Below are 21,251 nucleotides of genomic sequence, written 5' to 3' on the forward strand. Positions count from 1 at the left end.
GATCCGCCTCTACGTAGTGCGGCAGCTGTTCGAACACCGCCGCATCGCGCGGAACGTTACCGTATCGCGATCAGATGACCACTTCGACGCCCTCACCGGGCGGATTACCTGATACCCGTTCGGACTCAAGAGCGTTCTGAAGGATGATCACAGCGGCGGCCTGATCGATGACGGACCGCCCCTTCTTGGCCTTCACACCGGAGGCCCGCAGCCCCTGGGTCGCGGTGACCGTGGTCATCCGCTCGTCCACCAGCCGGACCGGCACCGGGGCGATGCCCTTGGCCATCTCCCCCGCGAAGGCACGGACCTTGGTCGCGGCCGGGCCCTCCCGTCCGCTGAGCGAGCGGGGCAGGCCCACGACGACCTCGATCGGCTCGTACTCCTCGACGATCTGGCGGAGCCGCCGGTGGGCGGCCGGGACGTCACGTCCCGGCACGGTCTCCACCGGCGTGGCGAGGACCCCGTCGGGGTCGCACGAGGCGACCCCGATCCGGGCGTCCCCGACATCGACCGCGAGACGGCGGCCGCGACGCATCGTCACGCCGTCTCCACCACGAGACGCTCGACGGCGGCGATGGCCTCGCCGACGGCCTGCGGGTTCGTACCACCGCCCTGGGCGACGTCCGGCTTGCCGCCGCCACCGCCACCGAGGGTCTTGGCGGCCGTGCGGACCAGCTCGCCGGCCTTGAGACCGCGCTCGCGGGCGGCCTCGTTGGTGGCGATGACGGTGAGCGGCTTGCCGTTGGCCGTGGTGAACAGGGCGACGACGGCCGGGCGGTCGGACGGGAAGCGGCCGCGGATGTCGAGGACCAGCTTGCGCAGGTCGTCGGCACCGGTGCCGTCCTGGACCTGGCCGGTGACGAGGGCGAGGCCGCGGATGTCCTGGGCGGAGTCGACGAGACCGGCGGCGGCCTGGAGGACCTTCTCCGCGCGGAACTTCTCGATCTCCTTCTCGGCGTCCTTCAGCTTGCCGAGCATGGCGGAGATCTTCTCGGGAAGCTCCTCCGGACGGCCCTTGACCAGCTCCTGGAGCTGGGCGACGACCGTGTGCTCGCGGGCGAGGAAGTTGTACGCGTCGACACCCACGAGGGCCTCGATGCGGCGCACGCCGGAGCCGATGGACGACTCGCCGAGCAGCTTCACCAGACCCAGCTGGGCGGTGTTGCCGACGTGCGTACCGCCGCACAGCTCCTTGGAGAAGTCGCCGATGGTGACGACGCGGACCTGCTCGCCGTACTTCTCGCCGAACTCGGCGATGGCGCCCTGGCGCTTGGCCTCGTTGATCGGCATGACCTCGGCGTGGACCTCCAGCTCGCGCGAGAGGACCTCGTTGATCTTCTGCTCGACGTCGGTGAGGACGGCGCCGGGGACGGCGTTCGGCGAACCGAAGTCGAAGCGGAAGCGGCCGGGCTGGTTCTCGGAACCGGCCTGGGCGGCCGTCGGGCCGAGGGCGTCGCGCAGCGCCTGGTGGGTGAGGTGGGTGGCCGAGTGGGCGCGGGCGATGGCCCGGCGGCGGCGCACGTCGATGGTGGCGTAGGCGGTGGCGCCCACGGTCACCTCGCCGACCTGCACGGAACCCTTGTGCACGGAGACACCCGGCACGGGCTGCTGGACGTCACGGATCTCGATGACCGCGCCGCTGTGCAGCTTGATCCGGCCCTGGTCGGCGATCTGGCCGCCGCCCTCGGCGTAGAACGGGGTCCGGTCGAGGACGACCTCGACCTCGTCGCCCTCGGAGGCGGCCGGCGAGGAGACGCCGTTGACCAGGAGGCCGACGACGGTGCTCTCGCCCTCGGTGTTGGTGTAGCCGGTGAACTCGGTGGCGCCGTTGCTGTCGGCGATCTCCCGGTACGAGGTCATGTCGGCGTGGCCGGTCTTCTTCGCCTTGGCGTCGGCCTTGGCGCGGTCCCGCTGCTCCTTCATCAGGCGGCGGAAGCCGTCCTCGTCCACGGAGAGGCCCTGCTCGGAGGCCATCTCGAGGGTGAGGTCGATCGGGAAGCCCCAGGTGTCGTGGAGCAGGAACGCCTTGTCGCCGGAGAGGATCGTGCCGCCGGCGGCCTTCGTCTCGGTGACGGCGGTGTCGAGGATGTTGGTGCCGCCCTTGAGGGCCTTGAGGAAGGCGGCCTCTTCGGCGAGGGCGACGGTCTCGATCCGCTTGCGGTCGGTGACCAGCTCCGGGTACTGCTCGCCCATCGTGTCGATCACGGTGTCGACGAGGTCCTGGACGACCGGACCGGTGGCGCCGAGCAGGCGCATGTTGCGGACGGCGCGGCGCATGATGCGGCGCAGCACGTAGCCGCGGCCCTCGTTGCCCGGGGTGACGCCGTCGCCGATGAGCATGACGGAGGTCCGCATGTGGTCGGCGACCACGCGCAGCGAGACGTCGCTGTCGTGGGCCTTGCCGTAGGCGACGCCGGTGAGCTCGGTGGCCTTGTCGATGACGACCTGGAGGGTGTCCGTCTCGTACATGTTCTGGACGCCCTGGAGGATCATCGCCAGGCGCTCGAGACCGAGGCCCGTGTCGATGTTCTTCGACGGCAGCTCGCCGAGGATCGGGAAGTCGTCCTTCCCGGTGCCCTCGCCGCGCTCGTACTGCATGAAGACCAGGTTCCAGATCTCCACGTACCGCTCGTCGTTGACGGCCGGGCCGCCCTCGACGCCGAACTCGGGGCCGCGGTCGTAGTTGATCTCGGAGCACGGGCCGCAGGGGCCGGGGACGCCCATCGACCAGTAGTTGTCCTTCTTGCCGAGGCGCTGGATGCGCTCGGCGGGGACGCCGACGACGTCGCGCCAGATCTGCTCGGCCTCGTCGTCCTCCTGGTAGACGGTGATCCAGAGCTTCTCCGGCTCCAGCCCGTAGCCGCCGTGCTCCACCGGGGTGGTCAGCAGCTCCCAGGCGAGCTTGATGGCGCCTTCCTTGAAGTAGTCGCCGAAGGAGAAGTTGCCGCACATCTGGAAGAACGTGCCGTGGCGGGTGGTCTTGCCGACCTCTTCGATGTCCGGCGTGCGCACGCACTTCTGCACGCTCGACGCGCGCGTGAACGGCGGCTTGACCTCGCCCAGGAAGTAGGGCTTGAAGGGCACCATGCCGGCGGGGACGAGCAGCAGAGTCGGGTCGTCCGCGATGAGCGACGCCGAAGGGACGACGGTGTGCCCGCGCTCCTCGAAGAAGCTCAGCCAGCGGCGGCGGATTTCAGCCGACTCCATCAGTGGTCCTCATTCCGGTTGTACGAGATCGTGGGAGTGGAATACGTGGTCGGGTGCGGGGTGGGGCCGAGCGCCCCCCGGCGGCGCGGCTCAGGAAGCTCCCGGGCCCGGTCCGGGCCCGGCTCGACGGGTGCGTCGAGGCCGAGCGCCTCCTCCAGTTCGGCCTCCCGCTGGACCATGCCCGCCCTCACGTCGAGGGCGAAGTCCTTGAGGCGGTGGCCGGTCTCGATCGCCTTGTTCGCCGCCTGGGAGGCGAGGCTCTCGGGGGTCAGCTGCTTCAGCTTCCGGTTGACCTTGGCGGTGGCCCACACGCCGGCGGCAGCGCCGGCCGTGAACCAGAACGTGCGGCGGAACATCGCGGCTCAGCCCTTCTGCTTCCGGCGTCGCGAGGACGGCACCGTACGGCCGACGATCACAGTGCGGCGCGAGGAGGTCCGCGGCGCGTCCGTGCCGGCCCCGCCCTCCCCGCCGCGTCCGAGCGCCTTGCGCACCCCGTAGCCGAAGGCCGCGACCTTGACGAGCGGGCCGCCGAAGGTGGAGGCGACGGTGGAGGAGAGCGCGGAGGCGTTGGAGGTGACCTCCTGGACGTCCGACGCGATGGCGTCGACCCGGTCGAGCTGGGTCTGGGCCGAGCGGACGGTCGCGGAGGCGTCGGCCAGCAGGGGCACGGCCTGCTCGGTCACGTCCGCCACCATCCGGGTGGTCGCCCTGAGCGTCTGCGCCAGCCTCACCAGAACCACGGCGAGGAAGGAGACCAGGATCGCCCAGAAGACGGCCACCAGGATCCCGGCAACCTCTCCACCGGTCACTCTGCACCGCTCTCTGCTGTCGTTGGGGCCTTACGAAAAGTCGTTCCCCGAGCCTATCGCGCCCGGGCTGTCGCCCCGCACCCGCATTACCGCCTGTGGGGCGGGAGTTACCGGAACCGATTGTACGGAGCGCGCGGGGGTGAGTACGCTCCGTGTCCCATGCGACGGAGCAATCTACCGGCGGAGCTCAACCGGTTCGTCGGAAGGACCACCGAGCAGGCCGCACTGGCGGCGCTCCTCGACACGTCCCGCCTGGTCACGGTCGTGGGGGTGGGCGGGGTCGGCAAGACCCGGCTCGCCCTGAGGGCTGCCGCGGGCGCGCAGAAACGCTACAGCGACGGGGTACGGCTCGCCGGGCTCGCGCCGCTGCGCGATCCGGAGCTGATCGAGTACGCCCTGGTCGAGGCGCTCGACCTGACCGACCACACGCCCCGGCCCCCGCGCGAGGTGCTCGTCGAACACCTCGCCGAACGGCGGACGCTGCTGGTCGTCGACGGTTTCGAGCACCTCGTGGAGCACTGCGCGCCGCTGGTGCGGGAACTCCTGGAGCACGCGCCCGGGCTCACCGTCCTAGCGAGCGGCCGCCGGGCCCTGCGGGTGGCGGGCGAGGTGGTGTTCCCGCTGGCTCCGCTGGGCGAGGCGGACGCGATGACGCTGCTCGCGGAGCGGGCGGCGGAGGCGGGCGCGCCGAGCCTGCCGTGGCCGGGGGCGGAGTCCGGGGGCGGAGGCGCGGGCGGAGCCGGGGACAGCACCGGAGCGGGCGGATCGGGCGGGACCGGAGCCGGGGGCTCGGGTGGCGTCGGTGCCGTCGGTGCCGTCCACCGTGTTCCGACTCCGGCGGGCGCGCCCGTCCGCCCGGGCGCGGCCGCGGCCCGGCCCGGCGTCCCGGGAGTTCCGGCCGGAGGCCCGGCCCGGGGCGGCGGACGGGACGCCGTGCGGGAGCTGTGCCGGCGCCTCGACGGGATTCCGCTCGCCCTCGAACTGGCGGCCGGGCGACTGCCTCTGCTCTCCGTCGAGCAGATGCTGTACCGCCTCGACGACCGCTTCCGGCTCCTCACGGACGGCGCGCGCGGCGCCCTCCCCCGCCATCAGACGCTGCGCACGGCCATCGGCTGGAGCCATGAGCTGTGCACTCCGGAGGAGCGGCTGCTCTGGGCGCGGCTCTCCGTGTTCCCCGGTCCGTTCGACCTGGAGGCGGTGGAGTACGTCTGCGGGGGCCCGGAGCTGCCGCCGGAGCGGATCCTGGACCTGCTCGGCGGGCTGCTCGCGCAGTCGCTGCTCACCCGGGAGGACACCCCGGCCGGTCCCGCGTACCGGATGCTCGACACGGTCTCGGCGTACGGGGCCGAGTGGCTGGCGGCGCTCGACGACACGGAGCGGATGCGGCGGCGGCACCGCGACTGGTACATGGGCCTGGCCACCTGGTGCGAGCTGGAGTGGTTCAGCCCGCGCCAGCCCGAGGTGGCGGCGCTGACGGAGGCGGCGCTGCCGCATCTGCGGGCGGCCCTCGAACTCTGCCTGGAGCTGCCGGAGGACGCGCATCTCGCCCAGCACCTGGCGGGGACGCTCTGGTTCGCGTGGGTGGGCTGCGGGCGCCTCTCGGAGGGCCGGCACTGGCTGGACCGGGCCCTGGCGCTCGAGTCCGGCCGCGAGGAGGCGCGGCTCAAGGCGCTGTGGGTGCTCGGGTACGTGACGGTGCTGCAGGGCGACGGCACGGCGGCGGTGGCGGCGCTCCACGAGTGCGGGGAGCGGGCCAGGTCCTCGCGGAACGCGCTGGCGGAGGCGTACGCGACGCACCGGATGGGCTGTCTCGCGCTGCTCACGGACGACATGCCGCGGGCCGAGGAGCTGATCGGGCGGGCGCTGGAGGCGTACCGGGAGCTCGGTGAGCTGAACAGCAATGTGCTGATGGCGCAGATCGAGCTGGCGATGGCGCGGGCCTTCCTGGGTGACCAGGAGGGGGCGGGTGCCCTCTCCCGGGAGGTCAGGGAGGTCTGCGAGGAGCGGGGCGAGCTCTGGGCGAGGGCGTACGCCCTCTATGTGCTGGGGTATCTGGCGTGGGCCCGGGGCGCGTTCGGGGAGGCGCGGGAGCTGCTCACCGAGTGCGTGTCGATCAACGACAGCTTCCGCGACCTGGTCGGCCTCGTCCTGGCGATCGAGCTGCTGGCCCTGGTGACGGTGAGCGAGGGCGACGCGGCGGAGGCCGCGGTCCTGCAGGGGGCGGCGGTCCCGGTGTGGGACACGGTGGGGGTCCGGCTCTTCGGCTCGGAGGCGTTCGGCGTGCCGAGGGCGCTGTGCGAGCGGCGGGCCGAGGAGGTGCTCGGCGCGGACGCGTACGGCGCCGCGTTCCGGGCCGGCCAGGGGCTCTCGGCCGCGGAGGCGGTGGAGCGCGCGCTCGCGGCGGGCCGGAGTCCGGCCGTCGGCGTCCCGGCGGAGGAGTCCGCGCCGCGTCCGTTCCGTACGGCCGGCGCGGCGGTCCCGGGAACGCGGAAGCCCGCCGGCTCCCCCACCGGCAAGGGCGGGGAAGCGGCGGGCTGAACACCGCGGAGGTGGTACTACGTCCCCCGGCCTGCGCCGGGGGCCCGGATCAGCGGGCGTAGTACTCGACGACCAGCTGCTCGTCGCAGATGACCGGGATCTCCTTGCGGTTCGGGTCGCGGTCGAGGCGGAAGGCCAGGGCCTTCAGGTTGACCTGCAGGTAGCGCGGGGTCTCACCGTCGGCGGCGAAGCCACCCTCACGGGCGACCTCGAACAGCGGCTTGGTGCGGCTGCGCTCGCGGACCATCACGACGTCGTCGGGACGGACGCGGAACGACGGCTTGTCGACCTTGCCGCCGTTGACCTGGATGTGGCCGTGGACGACCATCTGGCGGGCCTGGTAGATGGTGCGGGCGATGCCCGAACGCAGGACCAGGGCGTCGAGGCGACGCTCGAGCTCGACGACCAGCGCCTCGCCCGTCTTGCCTTCGGCCTTCTTGGCGCGGTCGTAGGCGCGCGCCATCTGGCGCTCGCTGATGTCGTACTGGGCGCGCAGACGCTGCTTCTCGAGCAGACGGACCTTGTAGTCCGAGTTCTGCTTGCGGCCACGGCCGTGCTCGCCCGGCGGGTAGGGGCGGGCCTCGAAGTACTTGACAGCCTTCGGGGTCAGCGCGATGCCGAGGGCACGCGACTTCTTGACCTTGGGACGGGACTGGTTCGGCATGAACCAACCTCTCTACTGGTACGAAACGGCTTCACCAGGGTTAGGGGAGGTCGCATCCGCAGCCGGGAAACCCGTCGGGTCCGTACAGGACGGACCGTGCCGGGCAGCCGCTCCCAGGTCTGGGCACATACGTGCAGCACGCGAACGACCCACCGCCGCTCCCGGAAGCCCGGGTGGTGGTGGGTGGCACGCGACACCTTCGAAGGTGCGCGACGCTCCTGGAAACCCCGCCCGAGGGCCGGGTCTCCGGCTGACTGTCCCGTTCTGGTGGTGCCGACCGGAGCCGGACACGGGACGCAGCAATCCGGACCAGTGTACCGGCTCCGCGGGACTCCCTCGCACGCGGTCCCGCGGCCTCAGCGGCAGGTGTCCAGGAGCTCCTGGACCGCCTTCCTCTCCGGCGGGGACACCGTGAGACCGTACTTGGCCTTGATCCCGGTCCAGCGCCGGCCGTACTCGCACCAGTACGCGCTCCGCGGCGGCCGCCACTTGTCCGGGGTCCTGCTGCTCTTGTCCTGGTTCGTCTGCTTGTCGGTGGCGAGCAGCACGTCCAGGTCGTTGGCGTACGTCAGCCGCCGCTCGGGGGTCCACGCCCAGGCGCCGGCGCGCCAGGCCGCGCCGAGCGCGACGACGTGGTCGGTCTGGATCTGCGAGGCCCTGCGGTACGAGTAGGGCAGTGCCTTGCCGGTGTACGGGTCGTGCAGGACGCCGGAGAGGACGACGCACGGGTTCCGGTCGCCGAGCCGGACGTCGTCGAGGTCCCGGTGCAGCACGTCGTCCCGGGTGTCGCAGCCGTTGCGCCCGCCGGGGGCGTCGGTCGCGTCGGACCAGCCGTTCCCGAACTTCGCGCGCTCGTACGCCTGCCAGTTCTCGCCCCAGGCGACCCGGAGGCCGGCCAGCTGAGTCCTCGCCTGTGCCGGGGTGGGCGGGAAGCCCGGGGAGACGAGCGGGCGGGCGGAGGCCGTGGTCCCGGTCTCCTTCGGCCCGGTCCGCAACGGCCCGGTCTCCGCCGCTCGGCCGGGTGCGCACGCGGCGGCGCTCACCGCCAGGACCAGCACGCCTGCTGTACGGATCATGGGGCGAGGCTAGGTCCCCGAGGTGGTGGTCCGGGCGAAGGGCGCGCCTACTCGTCGCCCTTCAGGCGGGTCCTCACCCGCTCCACCACGTCCGCGTACCGCGCCTCCGCGCCGTAGCGCGTCGGTTCGTAGTACTGGCGGCCGTGGATCGTGTCCGGGGCGTACTGCTGGGCCGCGATGCCGCCCGGGACGTCATGGGGGTAGACGTAGCCCTGGGCGTGGCCGAGCTTGGCCGCGCCCTTGTAGTGGCCGTCGCGCAGATGGGCCGGGACCGATCCCGCGAGGCCGTTGCGCACGTCCGCCAGGGCGGCGCCGATCGCGGTGGTCGCCGCGTTCGACTTGGGGGCCAGGGCCAGGGCGATGGTCGCGTGGCTCAGGGTGAGCGCCGCCTCGGGGAAGCCGATCATGGCGACGGCCTGCGCGGCGGCGACGGCGATCGGCAGCGCGTTCGGGTCGGCGAGTCCGATGTCCTCGCTCGCGGAGATCATGAGGCGCCGGGCGATGAACCGGGGGTCCTCCCCCGCCTCGATCATCCGGGCCAGGTAGTGCAGGGCCGCGTCCACGTCCGAGCCGCGGATCGACTTGATGAGCGCGCTGGCCACGTCGTAGTGCTGGTCGCCGTCCCGGTCGTACTTGACGGCCGCGCGGTCGACGGTCTCCTCGACCGTCTCCAGGGTGATCTCCGGCTCGCCCTTGGCGATGGCCGCGCCCGCGGCGGCCTCCAGGGCGGTCAGGGCGCGCCGGGCGTCGCCGCCGGCGACCCGGAGGAGGTGGGCCTCGGCGTCCTCGGGGAGGGTCACCGCCCCGCCGAGTCCGCGCTCGCCGGTGAGCGCCCGGGCCATCAGGCCGCGCAGGTCGTCGTCGGTCAGCGGCTCCAGGGTGAGGAGCAGGGAGCGGGAGAGGAGCGGGGAGATAATCGAGAAGTACGGGTTCTCGGTGGTGGCGGCGATGAGCGTCACCCAGCGGTTCTCGACGGCGGGCAGCAGCGAGTCCTGCTGGGCCTTGGAGAAGCGGTGGATCTCGTCGAGGAAGAGGACGGTCTCCTTGCCGTAGCCGCCGACCGCGCGGCGGGCTCCGTCGATGACGGCGCGGACCTCCTTGACGCCCGCGGTGATCGCCGAGAGCTCCACGAACCGCTTGTTCGTGGCCTTGGAGACCACGTACGCCAGGGTCGTCTTCCCGATGCCGGGCGGGCCCCAGAGGATCACGGAGGAGGCGCCCGCGGGGCCGCCGTCGCCGTCGCCCACGAGGCGGCGCAGCGGCGAGCCGGGCTTGAGCAGGTGCTTCTGCCCCACCACCTCGTCGAGGGTGCGCGGGCGCATCCGGACGGCCAGCGGGCTGCTGGCGGGGTCCTTCTCCTGGCGGTCTTCGGCTGCTGCGGTAAAGAGGTCGGGCTCCACGTCATGAAGCCTAGGACACGCCACCGACAGCGCGGTCCCCGCCGACTGGGCCCGGCGGGCGGTCAGCCGGTCCGGGGGCGGGCGGTCAGCCGGTCCAGAAGTCCCACCAGCGGGTCAGGATCAGCATGCCGATGATCCCGATGTGCAGGACGGGGAGGACCCAGGTGAACTCGTCGAAGAAGGTCCTGAGGCCGCGGGGGGCGGGGATGACGCCGCTGCGGACGTTCTGCGAGGTCACGTACCAGAACATGACGATGGTGGCGACCCAGGCCAGGCAGCACCACAGGCACAGCGAGTTGATCTCGTACAGCGACTGGTACATCAGCCAGGTGCAGAACCCGACGCCGAACAGGGTGCCGGCGTTGAGGCCGAGCCAGTACCAGCGGCGGTAGCGGGCCCCGGCGAGCAGGGCGAGGCCGATGGCGATCACCATGGCGTACGTGACCAGGCCGAGCATCGGGTTCGGGAAGCCGAAGACCGAGGCCTGCTCGCTCTTCATGATGTTGCCGCAGGAGACGATCGGGTTGAGGCTGCACCCGGGGACGAAGTTCGGGTCCTCCAGGAGCTTGAACTTGTCGATCGTGATGACCCAGGCAGCGAGCACCCCGGCCGCTCCGGTGATCACGAGCATCCAGGCGAAGGCCCTGCTCGCCCCGATGGTGCCGTCCTGCCGGCCGGACGCGGCTTCGTCCACCGCTGCCTTCGTCATGTCGCCTGTTCCCTCGCTCGCGAGCCTTGTGGGCACGGCCATTCTGCCGTACGGGGCAGCGCGCCCACCGTTCGCCGGGGATAAGTGAAGCGAACATAAGAACGAAAACAAGTGCGGCCAAGGGCCGGCAAGGGCCGACGAAGGCAAGGGGCCCGGGCCCCTTGCCCGGCGAGCCCGTCGGGCTCGCCGGTACGTCCGTCAGGCCAGCTTGGCCCGTACCGCGTCGAGCAGCGCGTCCACGGCGACCGCCTGCTGCTCGCCGGACTCCATGTCCTTGAGCTGCACGACGCCCTCGGCGAGGTCACGCTCACCGGCGACGACCGCGAGCCGGGCGCCGGAGCGGTTGGCGTCCTTCATCGCGCCCTTGAGGCCCTTCCCGCCGAACGAGAAGTCCGCGGAGACGCCCTCCCGGCGCAGCTCGGTGACCTTGCCGAAGAGGGTCCGCCGCGCCTCCTCGCCGATGGCCACGGCGAAGACGCTGGTGACGGCGGGGAGGTCGAGCTCGATGCCCTCCGCCTCCAGGGCGAGGACCGTGCGGTCCACCCCGAGCGCCCAGCCGACGGACGGCAGCGCGGGGCCGCCGATCATCTCGGAGAGGCCGTCGTAGCGGCCGCCGCCGCCGACCGCCGACTGCGAGCCGAGCCCGCCGTGGACGAACTCGAAGGTCGTGCGGGTGTAGTAGTCCAGGCCGCGCACCAGCTTGGCGTCGTCCTCGAACTCCACGCCCGCCGCGGTGACCAGGGCGCGCACCTCCTCGTGGTACGCCTTGCACGCGTCGCACAGGTAGTCGCCGAGCAGCGGGGCGCCGACGAGCTGCTTCTGCACGGACTCGCGCTTGTCGTCGAGGACGCGCAGCGGGTTGATCTCGGCGCGGCGCAGGGTCTCCTCGTCGAGGTCCAGCCCGCGCAGGAAGCTTTGGAGCGCCTCGCGGTAGACGGGACGGCACTCCTTGTCGCCCAGCGAGTTGAGCAGGATGCGGAAGTTGCGCAGCCCCAGCGAGCGGTACGCCTGGTCGGCCAGGATGATCAGCTCGGCGTCGAGCGCCGGGTCCTCGGCGCCGATCGCCTCGGCGCCCACCTGGGAGAAGTGGCGGTAGCGGCCGGCCTGGGCCCGCTCGTAGCGGTAGTACGAGCCGGAGTACCAGAGCTTCACCGGCAGGTTGCCCTGCTTGTGCAGGTTGGCCTGGAGCGCCGCCCGCAGGACGGACGCGGTGCCCTCGGGACGGAGGGCGAGGTGGTCGTTGCCCTTCGTGGTGAGGGTGTACATCTCCTTGGTCACGATGTCGGTGGACTCGCCGACACCGCGGGAGAACAGCTCGACGTTCTCGAAACCGGGCGTCTCGATGTAGCCGTAGCCGGAGTTCCTCAGCGGCGTGGAGATCGCGTCCCGGACCGCCAGGAAGGTGGCGGAGCGGGGCGGGATCAGGTCGTACGTGCCCTTGGGGGCCTGAAAGGTGCTCACGAAAGTCTCGTCACATTCCTCGTCGGGGAGCCTTCGCGCTCCCGAGGCCGTCGGCCACGTCCCGCAGATAGGGGTTCGTGGCGCGCTCCTGGCCGATGGTCGTCTGGGGACCGTGCCCCGACAGCACCACGGTCGAGTTGTCGAGCGGCAGGCACACACGGGCCAGCGAAGCGAGCATCTCGTCCATGTCACCGCCGGGGAGGTCGGTGCGTCCGACGGAGCCGGCGAACAGCAGGTCCCCGGAGAAGAACACGGAGGGGATCTCCGTGGTCTCCGGCATCCTGAAGGTCACCGACCCCTTGGTATGACCGGGCGCGTGGGCGACGGAGAAGTCCAGACCGGCCAGCTTCAGCTCGGCGCCGTCCGTCAGTTCTCGCACGTCGTCGGGCTCTCCCACGGTCAGCTCGCCCATGAGGGGCATCCCGATGGAGCGGCCGAGGGCCTTCTCCGGGTCGCTCATCATGTAGCGGTCGGACGGGTGGATCCACGCGGGGACGTCATGGGCGCCGCACACCGGGACGACGGAGGCGACGTGGTCGATGTGTCCATGGGTGAGGACGACGGCGACGGGCTTGAGCCGATGCTTCTTCAGCGTCTCCTCGACACCCTCGGCGGCCTGGTGGCCCGGGTCGATGATCACGCACTCCTCGCCTGCGGCGGGGGCGACCAGATAGCAGTTGGTCCCCCAGGCCCCGGCGGGGAACCCGGCAATCAGCACGTTCGTCCTTAGTTGTCGTCCGGCACGGGGGCGCGGAATTCGCGGAACCCGCGGAAAACGCGGAATACGGCAGATCAGAGCCTACCGGCGGTGCCGGTTCCACAGCCAACCCGTATACGGTACGGGCACACCCGGCCAGGACAGGAACACACGAGCGACAGGAGCGGAACCGGTGGTCACCAGCGATCAGCGGCGGCGGCAGCTTGCCAGGGAGAAGTACGCGCGGCAGCAGCAGCGGCGGGAGGAGAACCGGCGCAAGGCGAAGCGCCGCAACACCGTCGTCGCGGCCGCCCTCGCGGTGGTCCTCGCGGCGGGCGCCGCGGTGTACGCCTCCGTGGCCCTGACGGGCGACGACACCAAGGACAACGCGGGCTCCGACAACTCGGCGAGCAGCTCGCCCAGCAGCCCGGCGCCCTCGCAGAGCGAGTCGGCGAGCGCCGAACCGAAGATGTCGGTGGACGCCAAGGCCACGTACGCCATGGCGCTCAAGACGAACGAGGGCGACATCACGATCACCATGGACGCGGCGAAGACCCCGCGCACGGTGAACTCCTTCTCGCACCTCGCCGGGAAGAAGTACTTCGACGGGACGAAGTGCCACCGCCTCACCACCAGCGGCATCTTCGTGCTCCAGTGCGGCGACCCCAAGGGCGACGGCACCGGCGGTCCGGGCTACACCATCCCGGACGAGAACCTGGACGCCCTGGGCAAGGCGGGCGCGGACGGCTCGGTCACCTACCCCGCGGGCACCGTGGCGATGGCGAACACCGGGCAGCCGGGCAGCGGCGGCTCGCAGTTCTTCCTCGTCTACAAGGACACCAAGCTGCCGCCGAGCTACACGCCGTTCGGGAAGATCGACGCGGCCGGCCTCCAGGTGGTCGAGGACGTCGCCGAGGCCGGAGTCGCGGGCGGCGCCGGCGACGGCGCCCCGAAGAAGGCCGTCACCATCGAGAAGGCGACCGTCGCGAAGAAGTGAGCCGGGGGTCCGCACGCACGCGTGACCGCCGAATCTCGGTCGCGCTGAGTGCGGACAGCCGGGCCGCCGTTCGCCTAGATTGGCGTTGTGCAGCGTTGGGCCGTCGGCCGCGCTGCGGAAGGCGGGCGAGGCCCGCCGGGAAACTGTGGACGATGCCCGGGGGGTACGACCCCGCGACGGCATCATGGTGAGGAGGCGCTGTGAGCAGCGACCCGTGGGGCCGCGTCGACGAGACGGGCACCGTGTACGTGCGGACGGCCGAAGGCGAGAAGGTCGTCGGATCGTGGCAGGCCGGCACCCCTGAGGAGGCTCTGGCCTACTTCGAGCGCAAGTACGAGGGCTTGGTGGTCGAGATCGGCCTCCTCGAGAAGCGGGTGAAGACCACCGACCTCTCGGCGAAGGACGCCACCGCGGCGATCGAGCACATCCGCCAGCAGATCGACGAGCACCACGCCGTCGGCGACCTGGCCGCGCTCGCGACCCGTCTCGACAAGCTCGTCGGGACGGTCGACTCGCGCCGCGAGGAGCGCAAGGCCCAGAAGGCCAAGCAGACCGACGAGGCGCGCTCCGCCAAGGATAAGCTCGTCACCGAGGCCGAGGAGCTGGCCCAGAGCGAGCAGTGGCGCTCCGCGGGCGAGCGGCTGCGCGCGCTCGTGGACACCTGGAAGGGCCTGCCCCGGCTCGACCGCAAGTCCGACGACGAGCTGTGGCACCGCTTCTCGCACGCCCGCTCGGCGTTCTCGAAGCGCCGCAAGGCCCACTTCGCCTCGCTCGACGCCCAGCGCGAGGACGCCCGCAAGGCCAAGGAGCGCCTGGTCGCCGAGGCGGAGTCGCTGTCGAACTCCACCGACTGGGGCACCACGGCGGCCCGCTACCGCGACCTGATGACGGAGTGGAAGGCGGCCGGCCGCGCCCAGCGCGAGCACGAGGACGACCTGTGGAACCGCTTCCGCGGCGCCCAGGACGTCTTCTTCGCGGCGCGCGGCGAGGTCTTCGCCGAGCGGGACGCGGAGCAGACCGAGAACCTCAAGCTCAAGGAGGAGCTCGCGACCGAGGCCGAGAAGCTGCTGCCGGTGTCGGACCTGAAGGCGGCGCGTGCCGCCTTCCGCTCCCTCAACGAGCGGTGGGAGGCCGTCGGCCACGTCCCGCGGGACGCCCGTCCCAAGGTCGAGGGCCGGATGCACACGGTGGAGCGGGCCATCCAGGAGGCCGAGGAGACCGAGTGGCGCCGGACGAACCCGGAGGCACGCGCGCGTGCCGCGGGTCTGACCGGTCAGCTCCAGGACGCGGTCGAGAAGCTGCGCAAGCAGATCGACGCGGCCCGCGCCGCCGGCAACGACGCCAAGGCCGACAAGCTCTCCCGTGAGCTGGAGGGCCGCCAGGCCCTGCTCGACCAGGCGATGAAGGGCCTGGAGGAGTTCGGCGGCTGAACCCGGCCGTGACCGTACGAGGAAGGCCCCCCGGCCGAGTGCCGGGGGGCCTTCCTCGTGTCCGCCGTTACGGCCTGCGGGCCGAGGTCACGCGGTAGACGTCGTAGACGCCCTCCACGCCGCGCACGGCCTTCAGGACGTGGCCCAGGTGCTTCGGGTCGCCCATCTCGAAGGTGAAGCGCGAGGTGGCCACCCGGTCGCGGGAGGTCTGGACGGCCGCCGAGAGGATGTTGACGTGCTGGTCCGAGAGGACCCGGGTGACGTCGGAGAGCAGCCGCGAGCGGTCCAGGGCCTCGACCTGGATGGCGACGAGGAAGACCGAGGACTGGGTGGGCGCCCACTCGACCTCGAGGATCCGCTCGGGTTCCCGGGAGAGCGACTCGACGTTGACGCAGTCGCTGCGGTGAACCGATACGCCACTGCCTCGGGTCACGAACCCGATGATCGGGTCGCCGGGCACGGGGGTGCAGCAGCGGGCCAGCTTCACCCAGACGTCATCGACGCCCTTGACGACGACGCCGGGGTCCGCGTTGGAACGACGCTTGGAGCGGCCGCGGGCGGGCGGGGCGACCTCCTCGATGTCCTCGGTGGCCGCCTCCTCGCCGCCGAGCGCCTGCACCAGCTTCTGCACGATGGACTGGGCGGTGACATGGCCCTCGCCGATCGCCGCGTACAGCGAGGAGATGTCGGTGTAGCGCAGCTCGTGGGCGAGGGTGACCAGGGAGTCGCCGGTCAGGATCCGCTGGATCGGCAGGTTCTGCTTGCGCATGGCCCGCGCGATGGCGTCCTTGCCCTGCTCGATGGCCTCGTCCCGGCGCTCCTTGGAGAACCAGGCGCGGATCTTGTTGCGGGCGCGCGGGGACTTGACGAAGCCCAGCCAGTCACGGGAGGGCCCGGCGCCGGCGGCCTTGGAGGTGAAGACCTCGACCAGGTCGCCGTTGTCGAGGGTCGATTCGAGCGGCACGAGCCGCCCGTTGACCCGCGCCCCTATGGTGCGGTGGCCGACCTCGGTGTGGACGGCGTACGAGAAGTCGACGGGGGTCGCGCCGGCGGGCAGCGCGATGACGTCGCCCTTGGGCGTGAAGACGAAGACCTCGTTGCGCGAGAGGTCGAAGCGCAGGGACTCCAGGAACTCGCTGGGGTCCTCGGTCTCCTTCTGCCAGTCGAGGAGCTGGCGCAGCCACGCCATGTCGTTGAGGTGGTCGTCCTTGCCGGCCTTCTTCGGCACGTCGGCGCGGACCTTGGAGGCGCCGGCGACGGCCTCCTGCTTGTACTTCCAGTGCGCGGCGATGCCGTACTCGGCCCGCCGGTGCATGTCGAAGGTGCGGATCTGCAGCTCGACGGGCTTGCCGTTGGGTCCGATGACCGTCGTGTGCAGCGACTGGTACATGTTGAACTTCGGCATCGCGATGTAGTCCTTGAACCGGCCGGGGACCGGGTTCCATCGCGCGTGGACGGTGCCGAGGGCCGCGTAGCAGTCGCGGACGGTGTCCACGAGGACGCGGATGCCCACCAGGTCGTAGATCTCCGCGAAGTCACGGCCGCGGACGATCATCTTCTGGTAGACGCTGTAGTAGTGCTTGGGGCGGCCGGTGACGGTCGCCTTGATGCGGGCCGCGCGCAGGTCCGCCTGGACCTCGTCGGTCACTATGGCGAGGTACTCGTCCCGCTTCGGGGCGCGCTCGGCGACGAGCCGGACGATCTCGTCGTACATCTTGGGGTAGAGGATCGCGAAGGCGAGGTCCTCGAGCTCCCACTTGATGGTGTTCATGCCCAGGCGGTGGGCCAGCGGCGCGTAGATCTCGAGGGTCTCGCGGGCCTTCTTCTCCTGCTTCTCCCGCTTGAGGTAGCGCATGGTGCGCATGTTGTGCAGGCGGTCGGCGAGCTTGATGACCAGGACCCGGGGGTCCTTGGCCATCGCGACGACCATCTTGCGGACGGTCTCGGCCTGCGCGGCCTCGCCGAACCTGACCTTGTCGAGCTTGGTGACGCCGTCGACGAGCAGGGTGACCTGGTCGCCGAAGTCACGGCGCAGGTCCTCCAGGCCGTACTCGGTGTCCTCGACGGTGTCGTGCAGCAGCCCGGCCATCAGGGTCGCCGGGTCCATGCCGAGCTCGGCGAGGATGGTGGTGACGGCGAGCGGGTGCGTGATGTACGGGTCGCCGCTCTTGCGCTTCTGGCCGCGGTGCCAGCGCTCGGCGACCTGGTAGGCCCGCTCGACCTGGCGGAGCGTCGCCGTCTCGATCTTGGGGTCGTTGGAGCGGACGATCCGCAGCAGCGGTTCGAGCACCGGGTTGTACGGGGAGGAGCGCTGGACGCCGAGCCGGGCCAGGCGGGCGCGCACGCGGTTGGACGAGCCGCCCGAGCGGGCGGGCGCCGACGGCGCGGGACGCGTGGGGGCGGGGGCCTCGGGCGCCGGGGGCTTGGGGGCCGGCGTCGCGGAGGCGGCAGGCGCGGGCCCGGTCTCCGCGGGCTTGTTCTGGGGCGTGCCCGCACCCGGCGCGGCCTTGCCGGCCTTCGGGTCGGGCTGCGCGGCGGAGAGTGACTGGGCCTCGTCTGGCAAGAGCGCTCCTCTGGGGTCCCCCCGGACGGGGTCTGGGGGAGGTACCGGGTCCCCCGGTCAGGCCCGGAAAGGCCATCGTATCGAGCCCGGACACGCACTGCTCACGCGGCCGGGGCGGAGTACGGGCCCGACGGCGGGCGCGGCACACCCCCCGGGTTCGCGGACCCGGACACCCTGGAAAACCGACGGGGCGCCCCGGGGATTCCCCGGAGCGCCCCGTGCGGGGGTGAAGCCCGATGTCAGACGGTGATCAGCGCCGTGAGCGGAGCGCCGTTCAGAGCCGGCTCCAGACGGGCGCGGCCCGGGAGGAAGCCGAGCTCCATCAGGACCGCGACGCCCGCCACCTCGGCGCCCGCGCGGCGGATGAGCTCGATCGAGGCCTCGGCCGTCCCGCCGGTGGCGAGGACGTCGTCGATGACCATGACGCGGTCGCCCGCGGCCAGGTCCTCGGCGTGCACCTCGATCTCGGCGGTGCCGTACTCCAGCTCGTACGCCTGGCGGAGCGTCGCCCCGGGGAGCTTGCCGGCCTTGCGGACGGGGACGAATCCCAGTCCCGCGCGGACGGCCACCGGGGCGGCCAGGATGAAGCCGCGCGCCTCGAGACCGACGATCTTCGTCGCACCGTGCGCGGAGCACAGCCCGGCGAGGGCGTCCGTGAGCGCCGTGAACGCCTCCGGGTCCGCGAGCAGCGGCGTGATGTCCTTGAACAGCACGCCCGGCTTCGGGTAGTCCGGTACGTCGCGGATGCGGCTGAGCAGGAGGTCGGTGACGTCCTGGGCCTCGGCGGTCATCCTCGGTGCTCCGAGGAGCGGCCGCGACGGCTCGCCCGCGGGCCGACGACGGCGATCTCGTTGTCGTCGGACCGGTCGTCCGAGCCGTCGTACGACTCGCCCTTGGCGGCCGCACCGGCCCGCTTCGCCATGATGCGCTTCTTGAGCGCCCTGATCGCCGGGTCGCGCTCCTTGAGGTCGGCGACGAGCGGGGTGGCGATGAAGATCGAGGAGTACGCACCGGCGGCGAGGCCGACGAACAGCGACAGCGAGATGTCGTTGAGCATGCCGGCGCCGAGGACGCCGCCACCGATGAAGAGCAGGCCGGCGACCGGCAGCAGCGCGACGACGGTGGTGTTGATCGAACGGACCAGGGTGCCGTTGATCGAGCGGTTGGCCAGCTCGCTGTACGTGAAGCGGGTCTGCTTCGTGATGTCCTTCGTCTGTTCCTTGAGGGAGTCGAAGACGACGACGGTGTCGTACAGCGAATAACCGAGGATCGTCAGCAGACCGATGACCGTGCCGACGGTGACCTCGAAGCCGACCAGCGAGTAGATGCCGACCGTGATCGTGAGGTCGTGGATCAGCGCGATGAGCGCCGCGACCGCCATCCTCCACTCGAAGGCGATGGCCAGGTAGATCACCACGAGGATCATGAAGACCCCCAGACCTGTCCAGGCCTTGGTGGCGATCTGCTCACCCCAGCTGGGACCGACGAGCTCCGCCGCGATCTTGTCCTCGGGGACGTTCAGGTCCTTGGCGAGCTCCGTGCGGACCTTGTCGGACTGCGCGGTGTCGAGGCCGCCGACCTGGATGCGGAGGGAGCCGTTGCCGAGCTGCTGGACGATGGCGTCGTGGCCGGAGGCCTCTTCCGCGTACTCCTGCGCCTGGCTGACGGAGACTTCCGACTTCGGGGTCGTGAAGACGGCGCCGCCCTGGAACTCGATACCCATGTTGAGGCCGCGGACGGCCAGGGCGACGATGGCGGTGATGGTGATCAGGATGGACAGGCCATACCAGATCTTGCGGTTGCCGATGAAGTCGTAGCCGACCTCACCACGGTGGAGCCGGGCGCCGAGATCGCCGAGCTTCGACATCTCACGCCTCCTTCGGGTCGACAGGGCCAGCGGCAGAGGCATTGGCACGACGGGTGCGGCGCAGCGGCGGCTTGGCGCCGAGCCGCTTCGGGTCGAGGCCGGACCAGGCGTGGCCGTCGCCGAAGAACTTGGTCCGCGCGAGGAGCGTCATGACCGGCTTGGTGAAGAGGAACACCACGACGACGTCGAGCAGGGTGGTCAGGCCCAGCGTGAACGCGAAGCCCTGGACCTTGCCGACGGTGACGATGAAGAGCACGGCCGCGGCCAGGAACGACACGAAGTCGGAGACCAGGATGGTGCGGCGGGCGCGCGGCCAGGCGCGCTCCACGGCCGGGCGGAGCGTGCGGCCCTCGCGGAGCTCGTCACGGATGCGCTCGAAGTACACGATGAACGAGTCCGCGGTGATGCCGATGGCGACGATGGCACCGCAGACGGCCGGCAGGTTCAGCGCGAAGCCGATGGTCGGGCCGAGCAGGGCCATGATCACGTAGGTGAGCAGCGCGGAGACGCCGAGGCTCAGGATGGCGATCAGCGACAGGCCGCGGTAGTAGGCCACCAGGTAGATGATGACCAGGCCGAGGCCGATGGCGCCGGCGATCAGACCGGCTTCCAGCTGCTCGCCGCCGAGCGCGGCGGTGACCGTGTCGACGCTCTGCGTCTCGAAGGTCAGGGGCAGGGCACCGTACGACAGGATGTTGCCGAGGTCCTGGGCCGACTGCTGGTTGAAGTTGCCGGAGATCTCGGCGCTGGCGCTCAGCGTCTGGCGCACGGACGGGGCCGAGACGACCTCGCCGTCCAGGACGATCGCGAAGCGGTTCTGCGGGTCGGCCTGCGCCGACAGCTTGCCGGTGATCGCCTGGAACTTCTTGGAGCCCGCGTCCGTGAAGTCCATGGTGACGATCCACATGCCGCGCTGCTGGTCGAGCTGGCCCTTGGCGTCGTCGACGTCACGGCCCTCGACCTCGGCGGGGCCGAGGAGGTACTTCGACCAGACGCCGGGCTCGTCCTCGCCGCACGCGACGGTGGGCTCGGTGGGCTTGACGCCCTGGCCGGCCGCGGTGCGCTGCTTGGGGTCGAGGCAGTTCAGGGAGGTGAACTTCTGCTGGAGCGCCGCGGTGGCGGCGTCCGGCGTCGGGGTCGCCGACGGGGTACCGGTGGCCTTCGGCGTCGTGGACGGCGAGGCGCTGCCGGTCGGCGTCGGGGTGGGGCTCGGGGCCTTGAGGGCCTCGGTGAGCGCGCGGCCCTGGGCGGAGCCGGTGGCCGTCGGGGTGGCCTGCTTCTCGCCCGCGGTCGAGCCGGAGGCGGAGGAGGACGGCTTGGCGGAGGGAGAACCGGAGGAGCCGGCGCTGGGCGCCGCGGCGGGTCCACCGTTCGTCACCGCGAGAACGGGCCGGAAGTAGAGCTGGGCGGTGGTACCGACCTGCTCCCTGGCCTGCTTCTCGTTCGTCCCGCGAGGGATGTTGACGATGATGTTCTCTTTGCCCTGCGTCTGGACCTCGGCCTCGGAGACACCGAGACCGTTGACCCGGCGCTCGATGATGCCGACGGCGGTGTTCATGTTGGTCTCGTTGACCGCCGACTCCTGGCCGGGCTCAGCCTTGGCCTTGAGCGTGATCGACGTACCGCCGGCGAGGTCGATGCCCAGGCGCGGGGTGGTGTGCCCCGACCAGAACATCCCGCCGGTGAGCGCGACCATGGCGATCAGGATGAGTGCCAGGGCGCGGCCCGGCCGGCTCTGTCCCCCCGCCGGCCTTCGGCCCTTCTTCGGTGCTGCCACCTGTCGTATCTCCCTGTCCAACCGTCCCGCGCCGGGTGTGCGCGGGACGGCCACGA

At 71.4% G+C, this 21,251-nt stretch carries 17 protein-coding genes; 3 read left to right on the forward strand and 14 right to left on the reverse strand.

Annotated features, from left to right (window positions below):
• Positions 1–70: 70 nt before the first annotated feature.
• The 4 genes from ruvX to AMK27_RS29135 are packed head-to-tail and all read right to left on the reverse strand — an operon-like array spanning position 71 to position 4,016.
• Positions 71–535 (reverse strand): Holliday junction resolvase RuvX, encoded by a 465-nt coding sequence (gene ruvX, locus AMK27_RS29120; RefSeq protein ID WP_073914653.1) that lies wholly within the window; start codon positions 533–535, stop codon positions 71–73.
• Between the two features lie 2 nt (positions 536–537).
• Entirely contained in the window at positions 538–3,207 is a 2,670-nt protein-coding gene (gene alaS, locus AMK27_RS29125; protein ID WP_073914657.1) for an alanine--tRNA ligase, read from the reverse strand.
• The gene (locus tag AMK27_RS29130) at positions 3,207–3,563 is read right to left on the reverse strand and encodes a DUF6167 family protein (protein ID WP_073914662.1); all 357 of its coding nucleotides are present in this window, start codon (positions 3,561–3,563) and stop codon (positions 3,207–3,209) included. Before AMK27_RS29130 ends, alaS begins: the two co-directional genes overlap by 1 nt.
• Before the next feature lie 6 nt (positions 3,564–3,569).
• On the reverse strand, positions 3,570–4,016 hold the full coding sequence (locus AMK27_RS29135; RefSeq protein ID WP_073914666.1) for a DUF948 domain-containing protein: 447 nt from the start codon (positions 4,014–4,016) through the stop codon (positions 3,570–3,572).
• A gap of 159 nt (positions 4,017–4,175) precedes the next feature.
• Between AMK27_RS29135 and AMK27_RS29140 the strand changes: the two genes are divergently transcribed.
• Positions 4,176–6,554: an ATP-binding protein gene (locus tag AMK27_RS29140; protein WP_198955953.1), complete on the forward strand. Its 2,379-nt coding sequence runs from the start codon at positions 4,176–4,178 to the stop codon at positions 6,552–6,554.
• Between the two features lie 49 nt (positions 6,555–6,603).
• On the opposite strand, the gene rpsD is transcribed toward AMK27_RS29140, so the two are convergent.
• The 6 genes from rpsD to AMK27_RS29170 form a co-directional block, all read right to left on the reverse strand.
• Positions 6,604–7,218 (reverse strand): 30S ribosomal protein S4, encoded by a 615-nt coding sequence (gene rpsD / locus AMK27_RS29145; RefSeq protein ID WP_024758279.1) that lies wholly within the window; start codon positions 7,216–7,218, stop codon positions 6,604–6,606.
• A 356-nt stretch (positions 7,219–7,574) separates the two neighbouring features.
• The gene (locus AMK27_RS29150) at positions 7,575–8,294 is read right to left on the reverse strand and encodes an HNH endonuclease family protein (RefSeq protein WP_079188631.1); all 720 of its coding nucleotides are present in this window, start codon (positions 8,292–8,294) and stop codon (positions 7,575–7,577) included.
• Positions 8,295–8,341: 47 nt separating this feature from the next.
• Entirely contained in the window at positions 8,342–9,694 is a 1,353-nt protein-coding gene (locus tag AMK27_RS29155) for a replication-associated recombination protein A (RefSeq protein WP_073914671.1), read from the reverse strand.
• 85 nt (positions 9,695–9,779) lie between these two features.
• Entirely contained in the window at positions 9,780–10,403 is a 624-nt protein-coding gene (locus tag AMK27_RS29160) for a vitamin K epoxide reductase family protein (RefSeq protein ID WP_073914674.1), read from the reverse strand.
• A 198-nt stretch (positions 10,404–10,601) separates the two neighbouring features.
• A complete protein-coding gene (gene hisS, locus AMK27_RS29165) occupies positions 10,602–11,864 on the reverse strand; it encodes a histidine--tRNA ligase (protein ID WP_073914677.1) in 1,263 nt (420 codons plus the stop codon).
• Between the two features lie 10 nt (positions 11,865–11,874).
• Positions 11,875–12,582: an MBL fold metallo-hydrolase gene (locus AMK27_RS29170; protein ID WP_073914680.1), complete on the reverse strand. Its 708-nt coding sequence runs from the start codon at positions 12,580–12,582 to the stop codon at positions 11,875–11,877.
• A 172-nt stretch (positions 12,583–12,754) separates the two neighbouring features.
• On the opposite strand from AMK27_RS29170, the gene AMK27_RS29175 reads away from it, so the two are divergent.
• The gene (locus AMK27_RS29175; protein WP_073914683.1) at positions 12,755–13,558 is read left to right on the forward strand and encodes a peptidylprolyl isomerase; all 804 of its coding nucleotides are present in this window, start codon (positions 12,755–12,757) and stop codon (positions 13,556–13,558) included.
• 200 nt (positions 13,559–13,758) lie between these two features.
• The gene (locus AMK27_RS29180; RefSeq protein WP_073914686.1) at positions 13,759–14,988 is read left to right on the forward strand and encodes a DUF349 domain-containing protein; all 1,230 of its coding nucleotides are present in this window, start codon (positions 13,759–13,761) and stop codon (positions 14,986–14,988) included.
• 67 nt (positions 14,989–15,055) lie between these two features.
• Here AMK27_RS29180 and AMK27_RS29185 read toward each other — a convergent pair whose 3' ends face one another.
• The 4 genes from AMK27_RS29185 to secD all read right to left on the reverse strand — a co-directional run bounded on the left by AMK27_RS29185 (position 15,056) and on the right by secD (position 21,195).
• Complete coding sequence (locus AMK27_RS29185; protein WP_073914689.1) at positions 15,056–17,551, reverse strand: RelA/SpoT family protein; 2,496 nt, start codon at positions 17,549–17,551, stop codon at positions 15,056–15,058.
• Between the two features lie 239 nt (positions 17,552–17,790).
• On the reverse strand, positions 17,791–18,342 hold the full coding sequence (locus tag AMK27_RS29190; protein ID WP_073914692.1) for an adenine phosphoribosyltransferase: 552 nt from the start codon (positions 18,340–18,342) through the stop codon (positions 17,791–17,793).
• Positions 18,339–19,418 carry a protein translocase subunit SecF gene (gene secF / locus AMK27_RS29195; protein ID WP_073914695.1) on the reverse strand — a complete coding sequence of 360 codons (1,080 nt, stop codon included), beginning with the start codon at positions 19,416–19,418 and terminating at the stop codon, positions 18,339–18,341. The genes AMK27_RS29190 and secF overlap by 4 nt, the downstream gene beginning before the upstream one ends.
• A 1-nt stretch (position 19,419) precedes the next feature.
• Positions 19,420–21,195 (reverse strand): protein translocase subunit SecD, encoded by a 1,776-nt coding sequence (gene secD / locus AMK27_RS29200; RefSeq protein ID WP_073914698.1) that lies wholly within the window; start codon positions 21,193–21,195, stop codon positions 19,420–19,422.
• Positions 21,196–21,251 lie beyond the last annotated feature (56 nt).

The organism is Streptomyces sp. CB02009 (assembly GCF_001905825.1).
Classification (GTDB): Bacteria; Actinomycetota; Actinomycetes; order Streptomycetales; family Streptomycetaceae; genus Streptomyces.

What these genes read in the sequence shown, in the direction of transcription:
- ruvX (WP_073914653.1), bottom strand. Translation starts at nt 535, where the DNA reads ATGCGTCGCGGCCGCCGTCTCGCGGTCGATGTCGGGGACGCCCGGATC.
- alaS (WP_073914657.1), bottom strand. Translation starts at nt 3,207, where the DNA reads ATGGAGTCGGCTGAAATCCGCCGCCGCTGGCTGAGCTTCTTCGAGGAG.
- AMK27_RS29130 (WP_073914662.1), bottom strand. Translation starts at nt 3,563, where the DNA reads ATGTTCCGCCGCACGTTCTGGTTCACGGCCGGCGCTGCCGCCGGCGTG.
- AMK27_RS29140 (WP_198955953.1), top strand. Translation starts at nt 4,176, where the DNA reads ATGCGACGGAGCAATCTACCGGCGGAGCTCAACCGGTTCGTCGGAAGG.
- rpsD (WP_024758279.1), bottom strand. Translation starts at nt 7,218, where the DNA reads ATGCCGAACCAGTCCCGTCCCAAGGTCAAGAAGTCGCGTGCCCTCGGC.
- AMK27_RS29150 (WP_079188631.1), bottom strand. Translation starts at nt 8,294, where the DNA reads ATGATCCGTACAGCAGGCGTGCTGGTCCTGGCGGTGAGCGCCGCCGCG.
- AMK27_RS29160 (WP_073914674.1), bottom strand. Translation starts at nt 10,403, where the DNA reads ATGACGAAGGCAGCGGTGGACGAAGCCGCGTCCGGCCGGCAGGACGGC.
- AMK27_RS29190 (WP_073914692.1), bottom strand. Translation starts at nt 18,342, where the DNA reads ATGACCGCCGAGGCCCAGGACGTCACCGACCTCCTGCTCAGCCGCATC.
- secF (WP_073914695.1), bottom strand. Translation starts at nt 19,418, where the DNA reads ATGTCGAAGCTCGGCGATCTCGGCGCCCGGCTCCACCGTGGTGAGGTC.